General features: G+C 42.0%; 21 protein-coding genes and 2 other annotated features. Of the genes, 19 read left to right on the forward strand and 2 right to left on the reverse strand.

Annotated elements, in window-relative coordinates:
* Positions 1-95 precede the first annotated feature (95 nt).
* The 14 genes from AR334_RS13175 (at position 96) to thrS (ending at position 15,850) form a co-directional block, all read left to right on the forward strand.
* Positions 96-812 (forward strand): response regulator transcription factor, encoded by a 717-nt coding sequence (locus AR334_RS13175; RefSeq protein ID WP_066311322.1) that lies wholly within the window; start codon positions 96-98, stop codon positions 810-812.
* The gene (pnpS, locus tag AR334_RS13180; RefSeq protein ID WP_066311324.1) at positions 809-2,212 is read left to right on the forward strand and encodes a two-component system histidine kinase PnpS; all 1,404 of its coding nucleotides are present in this window, start codon (positions 809-811) and stop codon (positions 2,210-2,212) included. The genes AR334_RS13175 and pnpS overlap by 4 nt, the downstream gene beginning before the upstream one ends.
* A gap of 10 nt (positions 2,213-2,222) precedes the next feature.
* The gene (gene polA, locus AR334_RS13185) at positions 2,223-4,859 is read left to right on the forward strand and encodes a DNA polymerase I (protein ID WP_066313823.1); all 2,637 of its coding nucleotides are present in this window, start codon (positions 2,223-2,225) and stop codon (positions 4,857-4,859) included.
* Between the two features lie 65 nt (positions 4,860-4,924).
* The gene (gene mutM, locus AR334_RS13190; protein ID WP_066311326.1) at positions 4,925-5,752 is read left to right on the forward strand and encodes a DNA-formamidopyrimidine glycosylase; all 828 of its coding nucleotides are present in this window, start codon (positions 4,925-4,927) and stop codon (positions 5,750-5,752) included.
* Positions 5,753-5,971: 219 nt separating this feature from the next.
* Positions 5,972-6,607 carry a sporulation membrane protein YtaF gene (gene ytaF, locus AR334_RS13195; RefSeq protein WP_066311328.1) on the forward strand — a complete coding sequence of 212 codons (636 nt, stop codon included), beginning with the start codon at positions 5,972-5,974 and terminating at the stop codon, positions 6,605-6,607.
* Positions 6,608-6,628: 21 nt separating this feature from the next.
* On the forward strand, positions 6,629-7,240 hold the full coding sequence (gene coaE / locus AR334_RS13200; RefSeq protein WP_066311332.1) for a dephospho-CoA kinase: 612 nt from the start codon (positions 6,629-6,631) through the stop codon (positions 7,238-7,240).
* 167 nt (positions 7,241-7,407) lie between these two features.
* Positions 7,408-8,439 carry a glyceraldehyde-3-phosphate dehydrogenase gene (locus AR334_RS13205; RefSeq protein ID WP_066311335.1) on the forward strand — a complete coding sequence of 344 codons (1,032 nt, stop codon included), beginning with the start codon at positions 7,408-7,410 and terminating at the stop codon, positions 8,437-8,439.
* Between the two features lie 239 nt (positions 8,440-8,678).
* Positions 8,679-9,053 carry an adenosylmethionine decarboxylase gene (gene speD / locus AR334_RS13210; protein ID WP_066311338.1) on the forward strand — a complete coding sequence of 125 codons (375 nt, stop codon included), beginning with the start codon at positions 8,679-8,681 and terminating at the stop codon, positions 9,051-9,053.
* Positions 9,054-9,159: 106 nt separating this feature from the next.
* Entirely contained in the window at positions 9,160-9,546 is a 387-nt protein-coding gene (locus AR334_RS13215; RefSeq protein WP_066311347.1) for a hypothetical protein, read from the forward strand.
* A gap of 115 nt (positions 9,547-9,661) precedes the next feature.
* A complete protein-coding gene (nrdR, locus tag AR334_RS13220; protein ID WP_066311350.1) occupies positions 9,662-10,123 on the forward strand; it encodes a transcriptional regulator NrdR in 462 nt (153 codons plus the stop codon).
* Positions 10,124-10,172: 49 nt separating this feature from the next.
* Complete coding sequence (locus tag AR334_RS13225) at positions 10,173-11,555, forward strand: replication initiation and membrane attachment family protein (protein WP_066311353.1); 1,383 nt, start codon at positions 10,173-10,175, stop codon at positions 11,553-11,555.
* A gap of 14 nt (positions 11,556-11,569) precedes the next feature.
* Positions 11,570-12,496, forward strand: coding sequence for a primosomal protein DnaI (gene dnaI / locus AR334_RS13230; RefSeq protein WP_066311356.1), 927 nt, complete (start codon positions 11,570-11,572; stop codon positions 12,494-12,496).
* 151 nt (positions 12,497-12,647) lie between these two features.
* Entirely contained in the window at positions 12,648-13,526 is an 879-nt protein-coding gene (locus AR334_RS13235) for a putative sporulation protein YtxC (RefSeq protein WP_066311361.1), read from the forward strand.
* 85 nt (positions 13,527-13,611) lie between these two features.
* Positions 13,612-13,855: a binding site (T-box leader), on the forward strand.
* Between the two features lie 63 nt (positions 13,856-13,918).
* A complete protein-coding gene (thrS, locus tag AR334_RS13240) occupies positions 13,919-15,850 on the forward strand; it encodes a threonine--tRNA ligase (protein WP_066311363.1) in 1,932 nt (643 codons plus the stop codon).
* A 504-nt stretch (positions 15,851-16,354) separates the two neighbouring features.
* Here the strand turns inward: thrS and AR334_RS13245 are convergent.
* Positions 16,355-17,272: a nuclease-related domain-containing protein gene (locus tag AR334_RS13245; protein ID WP_066311364.1), complete on the reverse strand. Its 918-nt coding sequence runs from the start codon at positions 17,270-17,272 to the stop codon at positions 16,355-16,357.
* Positions 17,273-17,492: 220 nt separating this feature from the next.
* Positions 17,493-17,625: a sequence feature (ribosomal protein L20 leader region), on the forward strand.
* A gap of 83 nt (positions 17,626-17,708) precedes the next feature.
* Here AR334_RS13245 and infC point away from each other — a divergent pair.
* From infC to AR334_RS13265, 4 genes are read left to right on the forward strand one after another with little or no spacing between them, the layout of a single operon-like run.
* Positions 17,709-18,227, forward strand: a complete 519-nt coding sequence (gene infC, locus AR334_RS13250; RefSeq protein ID WP_172799234.1) for a translation initiation factor IF-3 — start codon at positions 17,709-17,711, stop codon at positions 18,225-18,227.
* A gap of 16 nt (positions 18,228-18,243) precedes the next feature.
* The gene (gene rpmI / locus AR334_RS13255) at positions 18,244-18,444 is read left to right on the forward strand and encodes a 50S ribosomal protein L35 (protein ID WP_066311369.1); all 201 of its coding nucleotides are present in this window, start codon (positions 18,244-18,246) and stop codon (positions 18,442-18,444) included.
* Positions 18,445-18,480: 36 nt separating this feature from the next.
* Complete coding sequence (gene rplT, locus AR334_RS13260) at positions 18,481-18,840, forward strand: 50S ribosomal protein L20 (protein WP_066311372.1); 360 nt, start codon at positions 18,481-18,483, stop codon at positions 18,838-18,840.
* Between the two features lie 57 nt (positions 18,841-18,897).
* Positions 18,898-19,167 carry a DUF1294 domain-containing protein gene (locus AR334_RS13265; protein ID WP_066311373.1) on the forward strand — a complete coding sequence of 90 codons (270 nt, stop codon included), beginning with the start codon at positions 18,898-18,900 and terminating at the stop codon, positions 19,165-19,167.
* 16 nt (positions 19,168-19,183) lie between these two features.
* Here the strand turns inward: AR334_RS13265 and AR334_RS13270 are convergent, their stop codons facing one another.
* A complete protein-coding gene (locus tag AR334_RS13270; protein ID WP_066311375.1) occupies positions 19,184-19,567 on the reverse strand; it encodes a sigma-w pathway protein ysdB in 384 nt (127 codons plus the stop codon).
* A gap of 92 nt (positions 19,568-19,659) precedes the next feature.
* Between AR334_RS13270 and AR334_RS13275 the strand changes: the two genes are divergently transcribed.
* A complete protein-coding gene (locus AR334_RS13275; RefSeq protein ID WP_066311378.1) occupies positions 19,660-20,154 on the forward strand; it encodes a dUTP diphosphatase in 495 nt (164 codons plus the stop codon).
* The last annotated feature ends 32 nt before the right edge of the window (positions 20,155-20,186 follow it).

Raw genomic sequence — 20,186 nt, forward strand, 5'->3', positions numbered from 1 at the left:
TCCCCTATAAGGTGTGCAAAGGAAGTATTCTTTGACAAATTAGTTTATAATGAGACTAAATTAGCTAAATTCATTTACCGGGGTGATGAACATTTATGAAAACTAAAGTATTGGTCGTTGATGATGAACAATCGATTGTAACCTTGCTTCAATATAATTTGGAGCAGGCGGGATATGACGTAATCACAGCTATGGACGGAGAAGAAGGAAAACGCATGGCTGAACTCGAGGCACCGGATATTATCGTCCTAGATTTGATGCTTCCTAAATTAGATGGGATGGAAGTCTGCAAGCAGCTTCGACAAGAAAAAATTATGACGCCCATTTTAATGCTGACGGCAAAGGATGACGAACTGGATAAAATATTGGGGTTAGAGCTTGGCGCGGACGATTATATGGTTAAACCATTCAGCCCGAGAGAAGTCATTGCCAGGGTGAAGGCAATCTTAAGAAGAACGCAACAACTAAAAGAAGCCGTAGATGGAGACTCCGATGAGGGGGCACAAATCAATATCGGGAAGCTAAAAATCTATCCTGAAAAATATGAAGCACTCTTTTCTGACCAGCTGCTTGAGCTGACGCTAAAGGAATTCGAACTCTTATTATACCTTGCCCAAAACAAAGGCAGGGTGATGACCCGCGACCAATTATTAAGCGCTGTTTGGAATTATGACTTTGCTGGTGATACTAGAATTGTCGACGTACATATTTCACATCTGCGAGAAAAAATTGAGGCAGACACGAAAAAGCCGGTTTATATCAAAACGATTCGTGGTCTCGGTTATAAGCTCGAGGAGCCTAAGCAGGAATGAACAAATTTCGGACAAAGCTTTTAATTGCAGTATCGATCATTGCTGTATTAGTTGTTGCATTAGAAATGTTGTTTGCACAAATTTTCAAAACGTATGAACTGAACCAGATGTATGGACAGATTTGGTGGATTATTTCTATCAGTATATGGGTGTCCTTTATTATTACAATCTATCTAGGCATTCGAATTAAATCTCAATATACAAAACCGATTGAAAAAGTGACAAAGGTTGCAATTGAACTGGCGAAGGGAAATTATCGTGCACGTGCATCCATTGACAGGCGGGATGAAGCAGAGATGCTGGCAACATCTATAAATATGCTGGCGGAAAATCTTCAGGAACTGGTACGAGAACAAGAAATGCAGCAGGACCGGTTAACTGCGTTAATTGAAAATATAGGGGCGGGCTTAATATTAATCGACAGTCATGGCACCATTAACTTAGTCAATAGAGGGTTTATAGATATTTTCCAGGTTGAACCATCCGATTACCTAAATAAGATTTATTACCAAGTCATTGACAATAGAGAAGTATCCTACTTGGTTGCCGAGGTTTTCCGAACTGAACAAAAGGTAAATAAACAATTGCTATTGCCATTAGCAATTGAAAGACGCTATTTTGATGTTTACGGAGTGCCAATAATCGGAACGGACAATGTTTGGAAAGGAGTTTTGCTCGTTTTTCACGATATTACCGAATTAAAAAAACTCGAGCAAATGCGGAAGGATTTTGTAGCCAATGTATCACATGAATTAAAAACACCGGTTACCTCGATAAAAGGATTTACAGAGACACTTTTGGATGGGGCAATGAACAATAAAGAAACACTTGAAGCCTTTTTATCGATTATCTTAAAGGAAAGCGACAGGCTTCAATCGTTAATTCAGGACTTGCTCGAGCTTTCAAAAATTGAACAGCAAGGTTTTCAGTTAAATATTCAGAAATTGGACTTGCATGACCTGCTCGAAGAAGTCATACCATTGCTCAACGGCAAAGCGGAGGCTAAGGATATCAAGCTTGAATTTATCAGTCTTACAGAACCGGTGTTCATTCAAGGCGATTTCGACCGTTTAAAGCAAGTGTTCATCAATTTAATCGGCAATGCGATCACTTATACACCCGAAAAAGGAGAGGTTACAGTAAGACTTGTTGACCAGTCTGACCATGTGATGATCCATGTAAAGGATTCCGGAGTCGGAATAGAAAAAGAAGAAATTCCGAGGATATTTGAGCGGTTTTACCGGGTGGACCGGGCACGAAGCCGAAACTCCGGCGGGACTGGACTTGGTCTTGCCATTGTAAAACATTTGGTTGAAGCACATCATGGCCATATTAATGTCAAAAGTAGCCCAGGACAAGGCAGCGAATTTATTATCGAACTCAAGAAAAAATGGAATTGAAGGTGAAAAGATGGGAAACAAAAAGCTGGTGCTGATAGACGGAAATAGTATTGCATACCGTGCTTTTTTTGCATTGCCGCTCCTAAATAATGATAAAGGGATACATACCAATGCAGTTTATGGTTTTACCATGATGCTGATGAAAATTATGGAGGAAGAAAAACCAACACATATGCTGGTTGCGTTCGATGCCGGCAAGACAACATTCAGACATCAAACGTTTAAGGAATACAAGGGCGGAAGACAAAAAACACCGCCTGAACTGTCAGAACAGTTTCCGTTTATCCGTGAACTTTTGGATGCCTATGGCATCACCAGATATGAGCTGGAAAATTATGAGGCCGACGATATTATCGGCACTCTTTCCTTAATTGCCGAACAAAACAATTATGATGTAAAGGTAATTTCCGGAGATAAGGATTTAACACAGCTCACTTCTCCAAAAACAACAGTCGGGATTACCCGAAAAGGAATAACCGATATCGAGGAATACACGCCGGAACATGTCCAGGAAAAGTACGGTCTGGTGCCTGAGCAAATTATCGATATGAAAGGTTTGATGGGTGATGCATCCGATAATATACCTGGTGTTCCAGGAGTCGGTGAAAAGACGGCCATCAAACTGCTTAAGGAATTTTCCACTCTGGAAAATCTTTTTTCCTCTATTGACCAGGTGAGCGGTGCCAAGCTGAAGGAAAAGCTAGAAGGGAATAAAGAACAAGCATTTATGAGTAAACAGCTAGCCACCATTGAACGGAAGGCACCTGTTAATATTGATGTGGAAGCTACAGAATATGAGGGATTCACCAGAGAAAAGGTCGTTGCCTTGTTTAAGGAATTGGGCTTTACCTCTCTTTTGGACAAGTTGGGAGAAGCCACTGATACAGAGGTACAGCAAGAACTGGAGGAAATCTCCTATGAAATACCATCGGAAATAACAGACGACCTGTTTACTGACCATAGTTATTTTTATGTTGAATTGCTGGATGATAACTATCACTATGCCGAAATAATCGGATTTGGAATTGCCAACGAAAATGGCCGATTCTTTTTGCCGACAGAATCGGCCATCCAATCTTCAATCTTTAAAAATTGGGCTGAAGACGAGACGAAGAAGAAAACGGTCTATGATGCCAAGAGGTCTGAAGTATCATTAAGAAAGCATGATATCCATTTAAAAGGCGTGGAGTTTGATATACTCGTGGCGTCTTACATTATTAATCCTTCCGATAATCTCGAGGACCTTGCAGCGATCGCAGGGAAATATAATGTAAGAAATATCCAAAGCGACGAATCCTTCTACGGTAAAGGCGCTAAGCGGAAAGTTCCAGAAGGGGATGCACTTGCCGGGCATTTGGTCAGAAAGGCAATGGTGATGTCGCAGCTGCAGGAAACACTTGATGATGAATTACATAGAAATGAACAATTTGAATTATTTGCCGAACTTGAAATGCCATTATCGCTCATATTGGCAGATATGGAATCTACCGGGATCAAGGTGGAACGCGAGCGCCTTGAAGCGATGGGAAGAGAGTTAAATGAACGGCTCATCGAGATTGAAGAAAAAATATGTGAATTGGCCGGAGAAAAATTCAATATAAACTCAACAAAACAACTCGGTGTGATTCTTTTTGAAAAATTGGGATTGCCGCCATTTAAAAAAACCAAAACGGGCTATTCAACATCGGCCGATGTGTTGGAAAAGCTGGCAGGGAAGCATGAAATCATTGAGCATATCCTTCTTTACAGGCAGTTAGGCAAACTGCAATCAACTTATATTGAAGGATTGCTTAAGTTCATTGATCCGAAAACGCAGAAGGTCCATACGCGATTCCAACAAACCTTGACCTCAACCGGCCGGTTAAGCTCGATTGACCCAAATCTGCAAAATATTCCGATTCGCCTCGAGGAAGGCCGAAGAATTCGTCAGGCCTTTGTCCCATCTGAGCCGGGCTGGGCCATATTTGCTGCGGATTATTCGCAAATTGAGCTCCGAGTCCTTGCTCATATTTCCAAGGATGAGAAGTTGATTCAAGCGTTTAGGGATGATCTTGATATCCATACGAAAACCGCAATGGAGGTCTTTCATGTCTCTGATGATGAAGTAACCTCAAATATGCGCCGACATGCCAAGGCCGTTAATTTCGGGATTGTCTATGGCATCAGCGATTACGGCCTTTCTCAATCGTTAGGGATTACAAGAAAAGAAGCGGGAAGTTTTATCGACCGTTATCTTAATAGTTATCCAGGTGTAAAGGAATATATGGATGAAATTGTTCATATGGCAAAGCAAAGTGGCTATGTAACCACTTTGCTTCATAGAAGGCGCTACCTACCGGAAATCACTAGCCGCAACTTTAATCTGAGAAGCTTTGCGGAAAGAACGGCGATGAATACACCGATTCAGGGAAGCGCAGCCGACATCATTAAAAAAGCAATGATTGACATGGACGAAGCCTTAAAGGATAAAAATTTAAAAACAAGGCTGCTGCTTCAGGTGCACGATGAATTGATTTTTGAAGCGCCTGAAGAAGAGGTAGAAATCCTCAAAGAATTGGTTCCGTTAGTAATGGAAAATGCGATTGAACTTTCGGTGCCGTTAAAAGTGGATTATTCATATGGGCCAACATGGTTTGATGCAAAATAAAAAGATATGCTGAAGCCCCTAGGCGCTTCAGCTGGACAATAACTTGAAAAAGGGGGTTCTCCAAAATGCCGGAGCTTCCTGAAGTGGAAACTGTCAGAAAAACTTTAATAAAGCTAGTTCTTCATAAAACGATCGACCAAGTGACGATCCATTGGCCAAAAATTATTAAAAACCCCGTCGAGGTGGAGCAATTTATCGATGCATTAAAAGGTGAGACCATTGTTGATGTCGGACGAAGAGGGAAATTTTTAATCATCTATACAGATACATTCGCTTTGGTATCGCACCTAAGGATGGAAGGCCGCTATGGACTCCATCCCGGTGACGAACCTTACGACAAGCATACACACGTCATCTTTCATTTTACTGATGGAACGGAATTGAGGTATCGAGATGTCCGCAAGTTTGGAACGATGCATCTATACAAAAAAGGGGATGAATTCAACTATCCGCCCCTGATTGCCCTCGGTCCCGAGCCGTTTTCCGAGGAGTTCACAGTTGAATATTTGACTGAAAAACTAAGAAAAACAAACCGCAAAGTCAAACCGGCATTGTTGGACCAAAATTTGCTTGTCGGGCTTGGCAATATTTATGTAGATGAAGCCTTGTTTAGAGCGGGGATTCACCCAGAAAGAATCGCTAGTTCGCTGACGGAACCGGAAATAACCGAACTCCACCGGGAGATTGTCGCCACTTTGAGTGAAGCTGTGAAAAAGGGCGGCAGCACGATTCGCTCTTATGTCAATTCTCAAGGGGAAATCGGCATGTTCCAGCTCGAGTTATATGCTTATGGGCGCCAGGGGGAAGAATGCAAACGCTGCGGCCGACCGCTTGAAAAGATAACCGTAGGCGGCAGAGGAACACATTTCTGCCCGAACTGCCAGAAGGTTTAAGTTGATAACAACATGTACTTTGAACAGTGTCTAGCTCCAGCGCCTAGGGGCTCGGGGTCATAAGCCAATCCGTCAGGAAGGTTAAAGAACAACCTTCCCGCCGGCTCGTCTTATGCCTGTCGCCCCTGGACAAGGCGCTTCCGCATTTCTTTTAAACACATAAGATGGGCTCCTTCCATATACTATCGTAATGATTTTTAGGAAGGAGTTCTAGACATCATGAGTCAGTTGTTCTCACTTCTCATCCTAGCATTTGCACTTAGCCTCGACAGCTTCAGTGTAGGATTTACCTATGGATTACGAAAAATGGCAATGCCATTTAAGTCCATCCTTATTATTGCTACATGCTCAGCTGTCTCGCTGATGATCGCTGTGTCCATTGGGCACGGCCTCGAAAGGGTTTTATCGCCGGGAATGACCGAAAGCCTTGGGGGAATCATTCTTATCGGACTCGGCGTTTGGGTATTGTATCAATTTTTTCGCCCGGAGAAGGAGAAAGAGCCCGTTGAACATGAAAAAATGATTGTAAACTTTGAAATTCGTTCCCTCGGCTTGGCCATCAATATTTTAAGAAAGCCGATGTCGGCCGATTTTGACCAGTCCGGAACCATTACTGGGATTGAGGCATTTATGCTAGGCTTTGCCCTGTCGCTGGATTCTTTTGGTGCTGGGATCGGGGCGGCCATGCTTGGGTTTTCGCCAATTAACCTGGCAATCTCGGTTGCGGTGATGAGTTCATTATTCGTATTCTTCGGGATTAAGAGTGGAAGTTTATTTCATAAGTTTGATTGGGTTCAGCGGTTCGCCTTTTTGCCGGGAGTGCTCTTAATTATCATAGGGATTTGGAAAATCTAACGAAAAGAAAGGATACGAAGGATGTCACTAGTTATTGGATTAACAGGCGGGATTGCCAGTGGAAAAAGTACCGTATCAAATATGTTAAAGGAAATGGGAGTAACAGTCATTGATGCAGATGTAGAGGCCCGTCTTGCTGTCCAAAAAGGGGAACCGGCTCATCAAAAAATTATGGCGGCATTTGGCGAAGGGATCTTGTTGCCTGATGGGGAAATTGACCGGCAAAAGCTGGGAGCAATTATTTTTCATCAAGCGGAAAAACGGCAAATCCTTAATTCCATTGTCCATCCGGAAGTCAGAAATCGAATGAAGCGGCAAATTGAGGAGGCTGTCCGGAAAAACGAAGAGGTCCTTGTACTAGATATTCCGCTCTTGTTTGAAAGCAAGCTAACATTTATGGCCGATAAAACCCTGCTTGTCTATGTAGATCCAGCGACTCAATTAAAACGGCTGATGGAGAGAAACAGCCTGACTAAAGAGGATGCGGAGGCAAGAATCAGTTCGCAAATGCCTTTATCGGAAAAAGTTAAACTGGCCGACGCGGTCATTGATAATAATGGAACAATTGAGGAAAGCCGGACACAGCTTGTGGAAATTTTGTCTGGCTGGGGTATCGGGAAAACGATAGTGTAATGGAAGAGAAGAGAGTGTGATCTCTTCTTTTTTTCGTCCCTAATTATCTGAATTGTTAAACATTTAAAAAATGAGCTATTTGTTCATCACAATTCCAGACTAATGTGTTATACTATTACCAACAAAGGGTGAATAGAGTATAACATTAATACGGAAGGAGCCGCAAAATGAAGGCCAGAATAGCAATTAATGGGTTTGGGAGAATCGGGAGAATGGTATTTAGACAAGCAATCCTTGAAAAGAGGCTTGATGTGGTAGCCATTAATGCCAGTTATCCGGCTGAAACGTTAGCACATTTAATTAAATATGATACCAATCATGGAACATTTCAGGGAGATGTCATCCCTTTAGATAATGAACTTTTAGTGAATGGGAAAAGAATCAAGCTGTTAAGCAATCGCAATCCAGAGCAGCTGCCATGGAAAGAGCTGGGAATTGATATTGTCATAGAAGCGACCGGGAAATTTAACTCCAGAGAAAAAGCAGCACTTCACCTGGATGCAGGAGCCAAGAAGGTGATCTTGACCGCGCCGGGTAAAAACGAAGATGTTACCATCGTAATGGGTGTTAATGAAGAGATGCTGGATATTCATCAGCACGACATTATTTCCAATGCTTCTTGTACAACAAATTGTCTTGGCCCGGTCGCTAAAGTTTTGGACGACAAGTTTGGAATTGAAAGCGGTTTGATGACAACCGTTCATTCCTATACAAATGATCAAAAAAATATCGATAACCCGCACAAGGATCTTCGGAGAGCGCGTGCATGCGGACAATCCATCATTCCAACCACGACAGGTGCTGCCAAAGCCATATCGCTTGTGCTGCCGCAGCTGAAAGGGAAATTGCACGGAATGGCACTACGCGTTCCAACCCCTAATGTATCGCTAGTTGATTTGGTGGTCGACTTGAAACAAGATGTAACCATGGATGATATTAACAATGCATTTAAGGAAGCAGCTTCCGGCTCACTGAAAGGAATCCTCGATTTTACAATGGAGCCATTGGTTTCCGTTGATTTTAATACAAACGAGCATTCCGCGATTATCGATGGACTATCAACAATAGTAATGGGGACAAGAAAAGTGAAGGTTCTAGCTTGGTACGACAATGAATGGGGTTATTCGGCAAGAGTGGTTGACCTTAGTTTGTTCGTGGCTGCGGAATTGGCGAAAATGAACCAAGTAAAAGTCGGTTAATAGAACGGAAAAGCTGCCTTTAATCTGGCAGCTTTTTACATATGTTTTGGCTTTCATAGGTTGCAAAAAAAATATAAACAAAGTATACTAGTCATCGTGAACTTCTTATAATTAGGTGCCGTCTGATTACTTAAAGGGTTAGGACCTCTTTGGACTAACTTTCCCCCGTGGTAATTGGCCGTTACCATCAATATCAGGGTTTTAAGAAGGGCTCAAAAAGTCTCGAGGGGGAATTAAATATGGAAACAATGGGACGTCATGTGATCTCCGAATTATGGGGATGCAACCTTGAAAAATTGAACGATATGGATTTTATCGAAAAGACTTTTGTGGAAGCGGCTCTTAAATCTGGAGCGGAAATTCGCGAAGTGGCATTTCACAAATTTGCCCCGCAAGGCGTGAGCGGTGTCGTGATTATTTCTGAATCGCACCTAACCATCCACAGCTTTCCGGAACATGGATATGCAAGCATTGACGTGTTTACTTGCGGAGATTTGAATCCAAATGTTGCTGCTGATTATATCGCTGAAGCCTTGAATGCCAAAACTCGTGAGAACATTGAAATTCCACGCGGCATGGGCCCTGTACACGTAAAGCAGGCAAAAGCCCTTTAATACTTAATTAATGGATGAATGTAGAGGTGTAGCAGATACACCTCTTTTTATTTTTTTGGATTATTGTTATAAAATAATGATAAAGTGATTTTTCAGGAGGATTATTATGGGGCTATTTACACGGTTTAAAAGGGAAATTGAAACAGCAGATCATCAAACGGATGATGCCTTAAAAACGCACTATTATAAAGCAACTTTCAACCAGCTGTTCGAATCTGTGGAAAAAATGTTCAGGGAGGATGCGGATTGTCAGGTTACGACCGTTTCAAAAGAACACGGGGAAATTGCTGTTGAAGTCAATAAGCCGTTCCCTTGTTTTTTAATTGCCACAGTCGTTTCGGTCAAGGGGATGGAAACAGCAGTTGATTTTAATATTTCCTCCGAAAAGTTTTCGCCGCTGGGGACTTATCCGATTTTAAAAAAGCGAATTAACGCCTACTATCAGAAAATTAATCAATTACATACCCTTGTTGGCACCAGAAAAAACGGATGACAGTTGTACTTGTGAAAAGGACAGCTTTTTTATAAGATAGTAGTATATATTATTGCCCGTTTATTCGGGATAAAGTGCGGAAAAGTCAAAGCCGCAAAGAGTTGGAGTTGATTCGATGAAATGCCCTTCCTGTCAACATTATGGTACACGGGTCCTCGATTCTCGTCCTGTTGATGAAGGACGTGCCACAAGGAGAAGACGAGAGTGTGAAGAATGCGGCTATCGTTTTACCACCTTTGAGAAAATCGAAGAGATTCCGTTAATCGTTGTCAAAAAAGAGGGAACCAGAGAGGAGTTCAGCCGCGACAAAATACTTCGCGGGTTGATTAAAGCGTGTGAAAAGCGTCCTGTTGCGTTAAAGGAATTGGAAGACATTACCCATGGTGTAGAAAAAGCGCTTCGCAGCCAAGGGGTTTCAGAAATTAAAAGTGAAGCAGTCGGCGAAATGGTCATGGACAGGCTTGCACAGGTCGATGAAGTCGCCTATGTCCGGTTTGCTTCCGTTTACCGCCAATTTAAAGATATTAATGTCTTTATTGACGAATTAAAGGAATTGATTAAAAAAGAGAAATCATAAAGAGCTGTTTGGGGCTCTTTTTTGCTTAGAATGGGGAGGCTTTAGAGTTATGGTGCAGCATTGGCAGGAAATACTTCCAATCGATCGTTATATTGTGACAGCAAATGGGCTGTTGCATGATTATGACCGGAAAGTGCTGACATTCCTATATCAGCCCCTAATTGGCTCGTCCTGCTTAAGCCTCTATATGACGCTTTGGGCAGAGCTTGAGGAAAATCGGCTGTGGGGGGAAACCTCCACCCATCATTTATTGATGAACCTGTTAGGAGTAAACCTAAATGATATTTATGAAGCACGTTTAAAGCTTGAAGGCATCGGCCTGCTAAAATGCTATGTCAAAAACGTTGATGGGGAGCGCTCTTTTATATATGAGCTTTATCCGCCGCTCAATCCCGAACAATTTTTTCTGGATGGAATGCTTAACATTTTCCTATATCGAAAAATCGGCAAAAATCATTTTGCCAGATTAAAGCGCTTTTTCTCCGATCAGAAAATCCCGAAGGAAGAATATCATGATGTGACCAGAGCCTTCCAGGATGTATTTGAAGCGGCTTCCCCGGCTAGCATGGAATATATTCAGGGGGTATCCGGGGAAATCAAAGCCGAAGAAAATCAACATTTTATCGGCCGGACTGAAGCGGACCCCATCCAAATTGACCAGAATACCTTTGACTTCGACCTGTTAATGGCCGGATTAAAGGAATCGCTCGTGCCGAAAAAAGCCCTGACGCCAAAGGTAAAAAATGTGATTAGCAATTTGGCATTTCTGTACGGGATTAATGCCATTGAAATGAAGAATTTTATCCTTGGTGCCCTTAATGAGCATGATGAGATTGATATTGAGGATTTAAGAAAAGGGGCGCGCGATTGGTATCAATTTGTTCATTATGACCAACTTCCAAGCCTGGTTGAACGAACTCAGCCTCCTGTCTACAAAAGCAGGGTCGTTGAACCAAAAACCAAAGATGAACAATTAATTCACTATTTTGAGAATGTTTCACCGCTAAAGGTGTTAACCGATCTTTCAGATGGCGGAACGCCGCCTTCCGGGGACATAAAAATTATTGAGGACATCATGATCACGCAAAAGCTCCTCCCTGGAGTTGTTAATGTCCTGATTTGGTACGTCATGCTGCTGGCAGATAAAAAATTCACAAAATCATATGTCGAGAAAATTGCCGGTCATTGGGCCAGGCTCCAATTAAAAACGGTAATGGATGCAATCGAATACGCGCGCAAGGATTATAAAGAAATGGAAAATAAAAAGGCAGGATGGGCTGGCAGGAAAAAGCCGGTGCGTAAAGAGCTAATCCCTGATTGGTTCGATAATGATCCTGCAGTGACTGAAAAAATTTCACCACAGTCAAACGATACCGATATAGAAGCCAAAAAACGCGCAATGGAAGAAAAATTAAAGGCTTTTCGCAAATAAGGGGGTGACCAAGGTTGGAAAAAATCAATCAAACATTAAAGAAACTGGCAGGGAACGAGAACTTTCAAAAGCGCTATGAGCAGGAGCGCCAGCAGGTGCTGCAAAACCCCGGTGTCAAAGCGTTTTTAATGCAGCATCAAAACGAAATTAATCAGACCATGATTGAAAAAGGCATGAGCAAGCTTTTTGAGTATACAAATCAGAGCAAGGAATGCAATAAATGCGAAAGCCTTGAAGGCTGCATGAATTTCATGAAAGGCTACCATCCCGAACTCGTCATTAATCGTAATGCCATCGATGTGATCTACAAGCGCTGTCCAAGAAAAATCATGGCAGATGAAAAAGCGAAAAATGAAAAGCTGATTAAAAGTCTTTATGTCCCTAAGGATATCTTGAAAGCCACCTTTGAAGATTTTGAAGGGGACCCCGGCAGACTGGATGCAGGCGACAAGGCAGCTACTTTCCTGATGAATTATGAAAGCGGCAAAAAGGCGAAGGGACTATATCTGTACGGAAAATTCGGAGTAGGAAAATCGTATATTTTAGGGGCTATTGCCAATGAACTGGCAAAAAAACAGATTTCCTCGATGATTGTGTATGTTCCTGAGTTATTTAGAGAGTTAAAGAGTTCGATTGCCGACTCCAGTTTAAACGAAAAAATTGAGGCATTGAAAAAGGAACCCATTTTGATGCTGGATGATATCGGTGCCGAAGCGATGTCGAGTTGGACAAGGGATGAGGTATTGGGGCCGATTCTGCAATTCCGGATGCTCGAGAGCCTTCCGACATTCTTTACTTCCAATTTTGATTTTCAAGGGCTCGAGCACCATCTGACCTACAGCCAGCGCGGCGAAGAGGAAAAAATGAAGGCGATGCGGATTATGGAACGAATTCGGTCCCTGAGCGAACCTGTCCACGTTGTGGGGCCAAACCGTCGTTAATCATTTTAGTAATAATTTTATGTGGATTGCCAATTATAATTGGCAGTCTTTTTTTTTCGCCAAATAATAAATCCAGCCAACTGCCAACTTCTATTTTGGCCAAGTTCCCCATATATATTAAAACAGAGATTTGGTTAAAGGGGGGATTTGGTTGGCAGAAATCATCTTCCAAAGCAAACAGGATGCAAACAAGTTTTATCACCATTTGCGGGAATGTCTAAAGTATAATCCAGATTATGAAAATATTCTTCTTTTTGAAGATCGACATATAGTAAAAGTTTTAAACGGTTCCGTTTCAGAGGAGTTTTTTCAGCAATTTAAAGCGGCATTTTATGATTTTATTACAGTAATAAAACGTGATGATTGGTTTCGTGAAATTTTGATGAACCAGTTTTATTTCGAGGACTTTGAGGAACAGCAGCAAATTTTAGAGATTCTCTATTCCGTAATGGACGGCCAAAGGGTTGATTTGACCAGTTTTTTAAAAGAAAGGGTTGAGGAACCAAAAATTAAAGAAGCCATTGACCACGTTTTGCAGGAGAATGTTTCCTTTTCATTTGATTCGTTTGTAAAATTTCGCCTCCGCTCGTATCTCGAAATGCTGGAAAGCTACGTAGAAATTTCCATTGACGAATACAAAATGGAGCAGGAGTACCAAATGTTTGTCCAAATGCTACGGGACTTTCTGACAAATCGCGAGCCGAAAATGGAAACGCTCCACCTGTTATTTGATGAGGAAATTACCTTTTACAATGAGGACCTGCAGGAAATTAAACGCGGCGAGTTAACAAAAATGATTGACCGAAGATTGCTTGTCAATCATCCTGTCTATGTCGACTCCGCTTCGATTGCCCCGTTGTTATCGATAGCGCCGACCGCCATTTTCCTATACGTCAAGGATGAGGATGCCCCGCTGGTAAGGACAATCAAAAATATTTTTGAAGAAAGAGTGATTGTCCGTGCCTACCACGGCCTAAGAGAATTAAAGAATCGCGAAGGTGGCGGGACTTCGGCAAAAACCCACGGATAGATAGAGAAAATGTCAAAATAATTAGGATAATAAGTTGCTTTTTCAAAAATATATCATTATAATACTGTACATAGTTTAATTCACATCAAAAGTAATGATAAGGACAACAGTATTTTTTTACGGTTTCAAGAGAGGGAGGTCATGGCTGGAAGCCTCCTAATACGAAAGAAATACTTACCACCTTTAAACTTCAGCAGTGAACCCCTCTGTTGGGAGGTTAGTAATTGTTGACGGCCGCAGCCGTTACCTGAACTAAAGTCATTTTTTGCTTACTAGTGCGAAAAATGAAAAATTGGGTGGAACCACGTGTTAACAAACTCGTCCCTATTCCTTAGGGACGGGTTTTTTTATTTTTAAAAAGCGTTATAAAACGCGGAAATGGAGGAATTGTTATGTCAGACGTTGTTAAAATTGCGTTTCCGGACGGAGCAGTAAAGGAGTTTCCGCGCGGCACGACAACAGAAGATATCGCTGCTTCGATTAGCCCGGGCCTAAAGAAAAAGGCAATTGCCGGTAAATTTAACGGACAAATGGTTGACCTGGGCCGTCCTTTGCATGAAGACGGCTCGATAGAAATCGTGACACCAGATTCGGCAGATGCCCTCGAGGTATTGCGCCACAGCACAGCTCACTTAATGGCTCAAGCGGTGAAGCGCCTGTACCCTGGAGCTAAGCTTGGTGTCGGTCCGGTTATTGAAGGCGGATTCTACTACGATATGGATCTAGAAGAGTCCCTAACTCCGGAAGACCTGCCTAAAATTGAAAAAGAAATGGCGAAAATCGTAAGTGAAAACCTTGAGGTTGTCCGCAAAGAAGTCAGCCGTGCCGAGGCGATTCAGCTCTTTAAGGAAATCGACGACGAATATAAGCTTGAATTGATCGAAGCGATTCCGGATGATGAGCAAGTGACCATTTATGAGCAGGGCGAATTCTTCGACCTTTGCCGCGGTATTCATGTTCCGTCGACTGGGAAAATTAAAGAGTTTAAGCTGTTAAGCATTGCGGGTGCTTACTGGCGTGGCGACAGTAATAACAAAATGCTGCAGCGCGTATATGGAACGGCCTTTTTCAAGAAGGAAGATTTGGCTGAGCATCTCCGTTTGCTGGAAGAAGCAAAAGAGCGCGACCACCGTAAACTCGGTAAAGAACTAAACCTATTTACTACTTCGCAAAAGGTCGGTCAAGGGTTGCCGCTCTGGCTGCCAAAGGGCGCAACCATCCGCCGAATTGTGGAGCGTTATATTGTTGATAAAGAAGTAAGCTTAGGCTACGACCATGTTTATACACCAATTATGGCCAACGTTGAATTGTACAAGACTTCCGGCCACTGGGATCATTACCATGAAGATATGTTCCCGGTCATGGATATGGACAACGAGCAACTGGTACTTCGTCCGATGAACTGTCCGCACCATATGATGGTATATAAAAATGCGATGCACAGCTACCGCGAGCTACCAATTCGGATTGCCGAGCTTGGCACGATGCACCGTTATGAAATGTCCGGTGCGTTGTCGGGTCTGCAGCGCGTTCGCGGGATGACGTTGAATGACGCTCATATCTTTGTCCGTCCAGATCAAATCAAGGAAGAATTCCAACGGGTTGTTCGACTGATTCTGGAGGTTTACAAAGACTTTGACATTAAGGAATATTCGTTCCGGTTGTCCTATCGTGATCCTCAGGATAAGGAAAAATACTTTGATGATGACGCGATGTGGGAAAAAGCACAAAGTATGCTTAAAGCAGCGATGGACGACCTTGGGCTTGATTATTTTGAAGCTGAAGGGGAAGCTGCATTCTACGGTCCTAAGCTTGATGTTCAAGTGAGAACTGCATTGGGTAAGGACGAAACTTTATCGACTGTTCAGTTGGATTTCTTACTGCCTGAACGCTTTGATTTAACGTATGTCGGTGAAGACGGTAAGCAGCACCGCCCGGTTGTGATCCACCGTGGTGTGGTCTCCACAATGGAGCGCTTTGTGGCCTATCTGATTGAAGAATACAAGGGTGCATTCCCAACTTGGCTCGCGCCGGTACAGGTTCAAGTGATTCCGGTATCGCCGGAAGCGCATTACGATTATGCGCGCCAGGTCCAAGAGCAGCTTAAAGCGGCAGGCTTCCGCGTGGAGTTGGATGGTCGTGATGAAAAAATCGGCTATAAAATCCGTGAAGCGCAGATGCAAAAGATTCCGTATATGCTCGTGGTTGGTGACAAGGAAGTGGCTGAACAGGCCGTCAATGTTCGTAAATATGGTGAACAAAAGTCTGAGACTGTGGCGTTTGAGGAGTTTCTGACGGCTTTGAAGGCGGAAGTGCAAAGATAGTTTTTTCTGAAAAGGGAGAGTGGATCTCCCTTTTTTCTTTTTAAGGATAAGAGCGACGGTGGAAGAGACGAGAACGGCCTTTTTGTATGTATTTGGATAATCAAAGACAAAATCCCTCGAGAAAAGGGTCAAATTGTCCTTGATTAAGCATCTTAAAGACAAAACGGCCCCAGATAGAAGTGAAAATGTCTTTGATTTGTAAGTAACTGGATAATCGAAGACAAAATCCCAGGTAAAGAGGCAAAATTGTCTTTGATCAAGCTTCTTCAAGACAAAACGGCCCCAGATAGAAGTGAAAATGTCTTTGATTTGTAAGTAACTGGATAATCGAAGACAAAATCCCCAGGTTAAGAGGTAAAATTGTCTTTGATCAAGCTTCTTAAAGACAAAACAGCCCCAGATAGAAGTGAAAATGTCTTTGGTTTGTAAGTAACTGGATAATCAAAGGCAAAATTCCCCTATAGAAGGGTAGATGTAGTTATTTATTCTTCTGCCATTAAAAGCTTACTCGTAAAAAGCCCAAGGACCAACCCCATTAATTTGAAAATGCTGGTTTAATATCCTACTAATTCTTTTATTATTAATCATCCCCCCACACCACTCATAAACCAAATTAGTGGTTATTTTCATCCCCGGAAAAAGAAGCCTAATCTCCCCCACATTCCGCAAAACTGCATCCGTCACGCACTCTTCATGCCCACACTCCAAGCAAACACACCTCTTTCCGTTGACAATAACTGAAAAAGAATGGCATATTCCACAAGTATTCCCTTTTCTCAACTGCTCATATCGATAAGCGGGCAACTGCGTAAAAGGAGATTTTTTGATATGCAAAGAAATGAGCTTGTCGGCCAATCGTCTGTGACTTTCAGTTAGCCTCAAAGAGGATTTATCCAATTTTTCTAAATAGCTTATAATCTGGGTTGGAAAAATAAACGGCTTGTCGAGGGGAGCTTGGTATAAGGTGAACTTGGAATGGATAAAAACGACATTGGCCTCAATTGGCAGGTTTACATGGAGACCCTGAAGCATTTGGCGGAGCAAAGAATCACTTCGAGTTAATTGGGTTAGTGGATTATCATATTCGGTCTTGGGCAGCTTGTAAAGACGATCGGACTCTTTACCAACCTCGTAAAAATAATCGCCTTCATAATTTTTCACTTCAAAAATCAGGATTTTTTTATAAAGAATAATCAGCGTGTCAATTTGAAATGTTTTGTTGTTCACTTTAAGCAGCAAATCATTTAAAACATAGCATTCGCATTGGAGCTTTTCTGTTAACTGATCAAACATGACCTCCCCTTCATACCCCTTTTTAAGCGCAAAGTAGTACTGCTTATCAGCTTCCGACAAGATCATTCGAATATTTAACAATCTCAAAATGATTAATTCCTCGGGCTGTGTTCGATTTTTATAGGCCATATGCCACATCCTTTCTTAGACTCAAATTAATCCTAACAAATAATACATGAAATAGATTTGAATATTTTGTTAACTTTTCCAATGGAGAAATTCATAAAAAATTGTTGAATAATTTTTGGTTTCCTGCTAAAATAAATTTCGTTGTCATAAAAAAGTCCATTTGACATGTGGCTTTCGCTTATGATATAGTTACTAAGGTATAAAATTGAATACTAGTTACTGGGAAAAGAAGAAGCACCCGCTTCTCACCTGATTTGACGCGATTTGGCTGTTAGCAGGTTTTACGTGGACTATTTAGTTTTTTAACTATGTTTCGTAAGTGTGGGTGTGTTCATCCGCACTTTTTTATTTGCTTTCGGACTGCCAATCCGTGATAGAATCAGAGGGGGAACGGTCCCGGACAAAAGTATTCTTGATTAAACCTTGGAGGTGGCTAATTATTAGCAAAGACATGTTGTTAAATGAGGGGATTCGCGCTCGTGAAGTACGCCTGATTGATCAAAACGGCGAACAATTGGGGATTAAATCCAAAAACGAAGCGCTGGAGATTGCCGGAAGAGTGAATCTGGATTTAGTGCTTGTTGCACCGAACGCAAAGCCTCCGGTAGCCCGGATTATGGACTACGGCAAATTTAAATTCGAGCAGCAGAAGAAAGAAAAAGAAGCTCGGAAGAACCAAAAAATTATCACGACAAAAGAGGTTCGTCTAAGCCCAACGATTGATGAGCATGACTTTAATACAAAGCTTCGCAATGCAATCAAGTTTTTGGAAAAAGGCGATAAGGTAAAAGCTTCGATTCGATTTAAGGGACGGGCGATTACCCATAAAGAAATCGGTCAGAAAGTGTTGGACCGTTTTGCTGAGCTATGCAAGGAAGTGTCAACGGTTGAATCTCATCCAAAGATGGATGGCCGAAGCATGTTCTTGGTATTAGCACCTAAAAACGATAAGTAATAAGGAGGACTTCCCAATGCCAAAAATGAAAACTCACAGAGGCGCGGCTAAGCGTTTTAAGAAAACTGGAACTGGTCAACTAAAGCGTGACCATGCTTATACAAGCCACTTATTTGCAAACAAATCAACAAAAGCAAAGCGTAAGCTTCGCAAATCTTCTCTTGTTTCAAAAGGCGATTTCAAGCGCATTCGTCAGTTATTAACTAACGTGAAGTAATAGATAAGCATTGATTTAAACTAGGAGGGAAATTACATGCCACGTGTAAAAGGCGGTACAGTTACTCGCAAACGTCGTAAAAAAGTTCTTAAATTAGCTAAAGGTTATTTCGGTTCAAAACATACATTATACAAAGTTGCTAACCAGCAGGTTATGAAATCATTGCAATATGCATTTCGTGACCGTCGCCAGAAAAAGCGCGACTTCCGCAAACTTTGGATCACTCGTATCAACGCAGCAGCTCGCATCAACGGTCTTTCTTACAGCCGTTTAATGCATGGCTTAAAGCTTGCCGGTATCGAAGTAAACCGCAAAATGCTTGCTGAACTTGCAGTAAGTGATGCAGCAGCATTCACTGAATTAGCAAACGTTGCAAAACAACAATTCAACAAGTAATCAATAAATAGCCATTCTCTATACGAGGATGGCTTTTTCTATAGGGAGCTTATATATATGAATGAGAATATCGTTTTCCTTGCGGCATTTATCATTATGAATGGGGCAGGGTTCATCTTGATGGGAGTCGACAAAAGCCGGGCCAGAAAGCACGAGTATCGGATTCAGGAAAAAACTTTATGGCTCGTGGCCATTTTGGGCGGCGCTGTCGGTGCAACAGCCGGAATGAAGTTTTTTCGGCATAAAACGAAGCATCTGCAATTCAAAATCGGATTTCCACTCTTGGCCATCATTGAACTCATCCTATTTGTTTATCAATTAAAATAGCCGCTTATCGTAGCGGCTATTTTTCATACAAAAATTCCTTTACCGGACTTCTCCAGTTAATTTCGGCATTTGGATAATGCTCTTTTATTTTTCTGTCGATGAAGCAAAAATCCTCTCTGACCATCCCTTTTAACGAGGCAGTGTTTTCCGGCCACAGCGAGATTGACACGACATCAAATGTTTCGTCGGTGGGTCCCATGTATTTTTCACCGGCAAACACGGCGCCCTTGTAGGTGAGTACGATATTTTTTCGCACATCGTCATGATCGCTCATGAAAAACTGGTGATGCTTCCTTGCCGACTCTAGTTTCCTTGTTGGTTGGACCAAGTATTTTACAGCCCGGTAAAATAAAAAAACAATAAGTCCCAATAATATGAAGCGCAGTATCCATACAACCATCTGTAAGCCTCCTACACTCATTTTCTCTATCTACGAACGAGTGTGTAAAAAGTTTCAAATCCTGCTATAATTTTTCGAGGGAGGAATAGATTATGCAATTAAAAAAACTTTTTCACATGCAAAAGGCGTTGGATACTCATATCGAGGAAAAACATGGCCTTCTAAATGAGGATTTATTTTCACGAAAGGTTCTCGCGTTATTGGTTGAGGTTGGGGAGTTGGCGAATGAAACCCGCTGCTTTAAATTTTGGAGCGTAAAGCCCTCTTCACCGCAAGACGTGATTCTTGAGGAATTTGTAGATGGAATCCATTTCATTTTATCACTGGGGATTGTCTGCGGCTTTGATGAGAAGGAATTTTCCTTGGACGGGGCACTCCCGGCAGCAGAAACCCTGACAGAGCAATTTTTAAAGGTCTATCAACAAACGAGCGTTTTTCAAAATAGCAAAAGCTTTGAAGATTTTCTTGTCTTATTTAAGTCCTACATGGCCCTCGCAGGCTTATTGGGGATAACCCAAGAGGAAATTCAACAGGCATATTTTCACAAAAATGAAGTAAATTATCTAAGACAACAAAACAACTATTAAATTTGTTCATTGTCCTGAATTTTCGTTATAAT

Origin of the sequence: Bacillus sp. FJAT-29814, assembly GCF_001510715.1 — a bacterium.
Classification (GTDB): domain Bacteria; phylum Bacillota; class Bacilli; order Bacillales; family Cytobacillaceae; genus Neobacillus.

Bases quoted from the DNA above. Each gene is read 5' to 3' on its own strand.
- ytaF (WP_066311328.1), top strand. From the start codon at position 5,972: ATGAGTCAGTTGTTCTCACTTCTCATCCTAGCATTTGCACTTAGCCTC.
- pnpS (WP_066311324.1), top strand. From the start codon at position 809: ATGAACAAATTTCGGACAAAGCTTTTAATTGCAGTATCGATCATTGCT.
- AR334_RS13245 (WP_066311364.1), bottom strand. From the start codon at position 17,272: ATGGCCTATAAAAATCGAACACAGCCCGAGGAATTAATCATTTTGAGA.
- AR334_RS13225 (WP_066311353.1), top strand. From the start codon at position 10,173: ATGGTGCAGCATTGGCAGGAAATACTTCCAATCGATCGTTATATTGTG.
- mutM (WP_066311326.1), top strand. From the start codon at position 4,925: ATGCCGGAGCTTCCTGAAGTGGAAACTGTCAGAAAAACTTTAATAAAG.
- AR334_RS13215 (WP_066311347.1), top strand. From the start codon at position 9,160: ATGGGGCTATTTACACGGTTTAAAAGGGAAATTGAAACAGCAGATCAT.
- rpmI (WP_066311369.1), top strand. From the start codon at position 18,244: ATGCCAAAAATGAAAACTCACAGAGGCGCGGCTAAGCGTTTTAAGAAA.
- rplT (WP_066311372.1), top strand. From the start codon at position 18,481: ATGCCACGTGTAAAAGGCGGTACAGTTACTCGCAAACGTCGTAAAAAA.
- thrS (WP_066311363.1), top strand. From the start codon at position 13,919: ATGTCAGACGTTGTTAAAATTGCGTTTCCGGACGGAGCAGTAAAGGAG.
- AR334_RS13275 (WP_066311378.1), top strand. From the start codon at position 19,660: ATGCAATTAAAAAAACTTTTTCACATGCAAAAGGCGTTGGATACTCAT.
- AR334_RS13265 (WP_066311373.1), top strand. From the start codon at position 18,898: ATGAATGAGAATATCGTTTTCCTTGCGGCATTTATCATTATGAATGGG.
- nrdR (WP_066311350.1), top strand. From the start codon at position 9,662: ATGAAATGCCCTTCCTGTCAACATTATGGTACACGGGTCCTCGATTCT.
- AR334_RS13270 (WP_066311375.1), bottom strand. From the start codon at position 19,567: ATGGTTGTATGGATACTGCGCTTCATATTATTGGGACTTATTGTTTTT.
- AR334_RS13175 (WP_066311322.1), top strand. From the start codon at position 96: ATGAAAACTAAAGTATTGGTCGTTGATGATGAACAATCGATTGTAACC.
- AR334_RS13205 (WP_066311335.1), top strand. From the start codon at position 7,408: ATGAAGGCCAGAATAGCAATTAATGGGTTTGGGAGAATCGGGAGAATG.
- polA (WP_066313823.1), top strand. From the start codon at position 2,223: ATGGGAAACAAAAAGCTGGTGCTGATAGACGGAAATAGTATTGCATAC.
- coaE (WP_066311332.1), top strand. From the start codon at position 6,629: ATGTCACTAGTTATTGGATTAACAGGCGGGATTGCCAGTGGAAAAAGT.
- speD (WP_066311338.1), top strand. From the start codon at position 8,679: ATGGAAACAATGGGACGTCATGTGATCTCCGAATTATGGGGATGCAAC.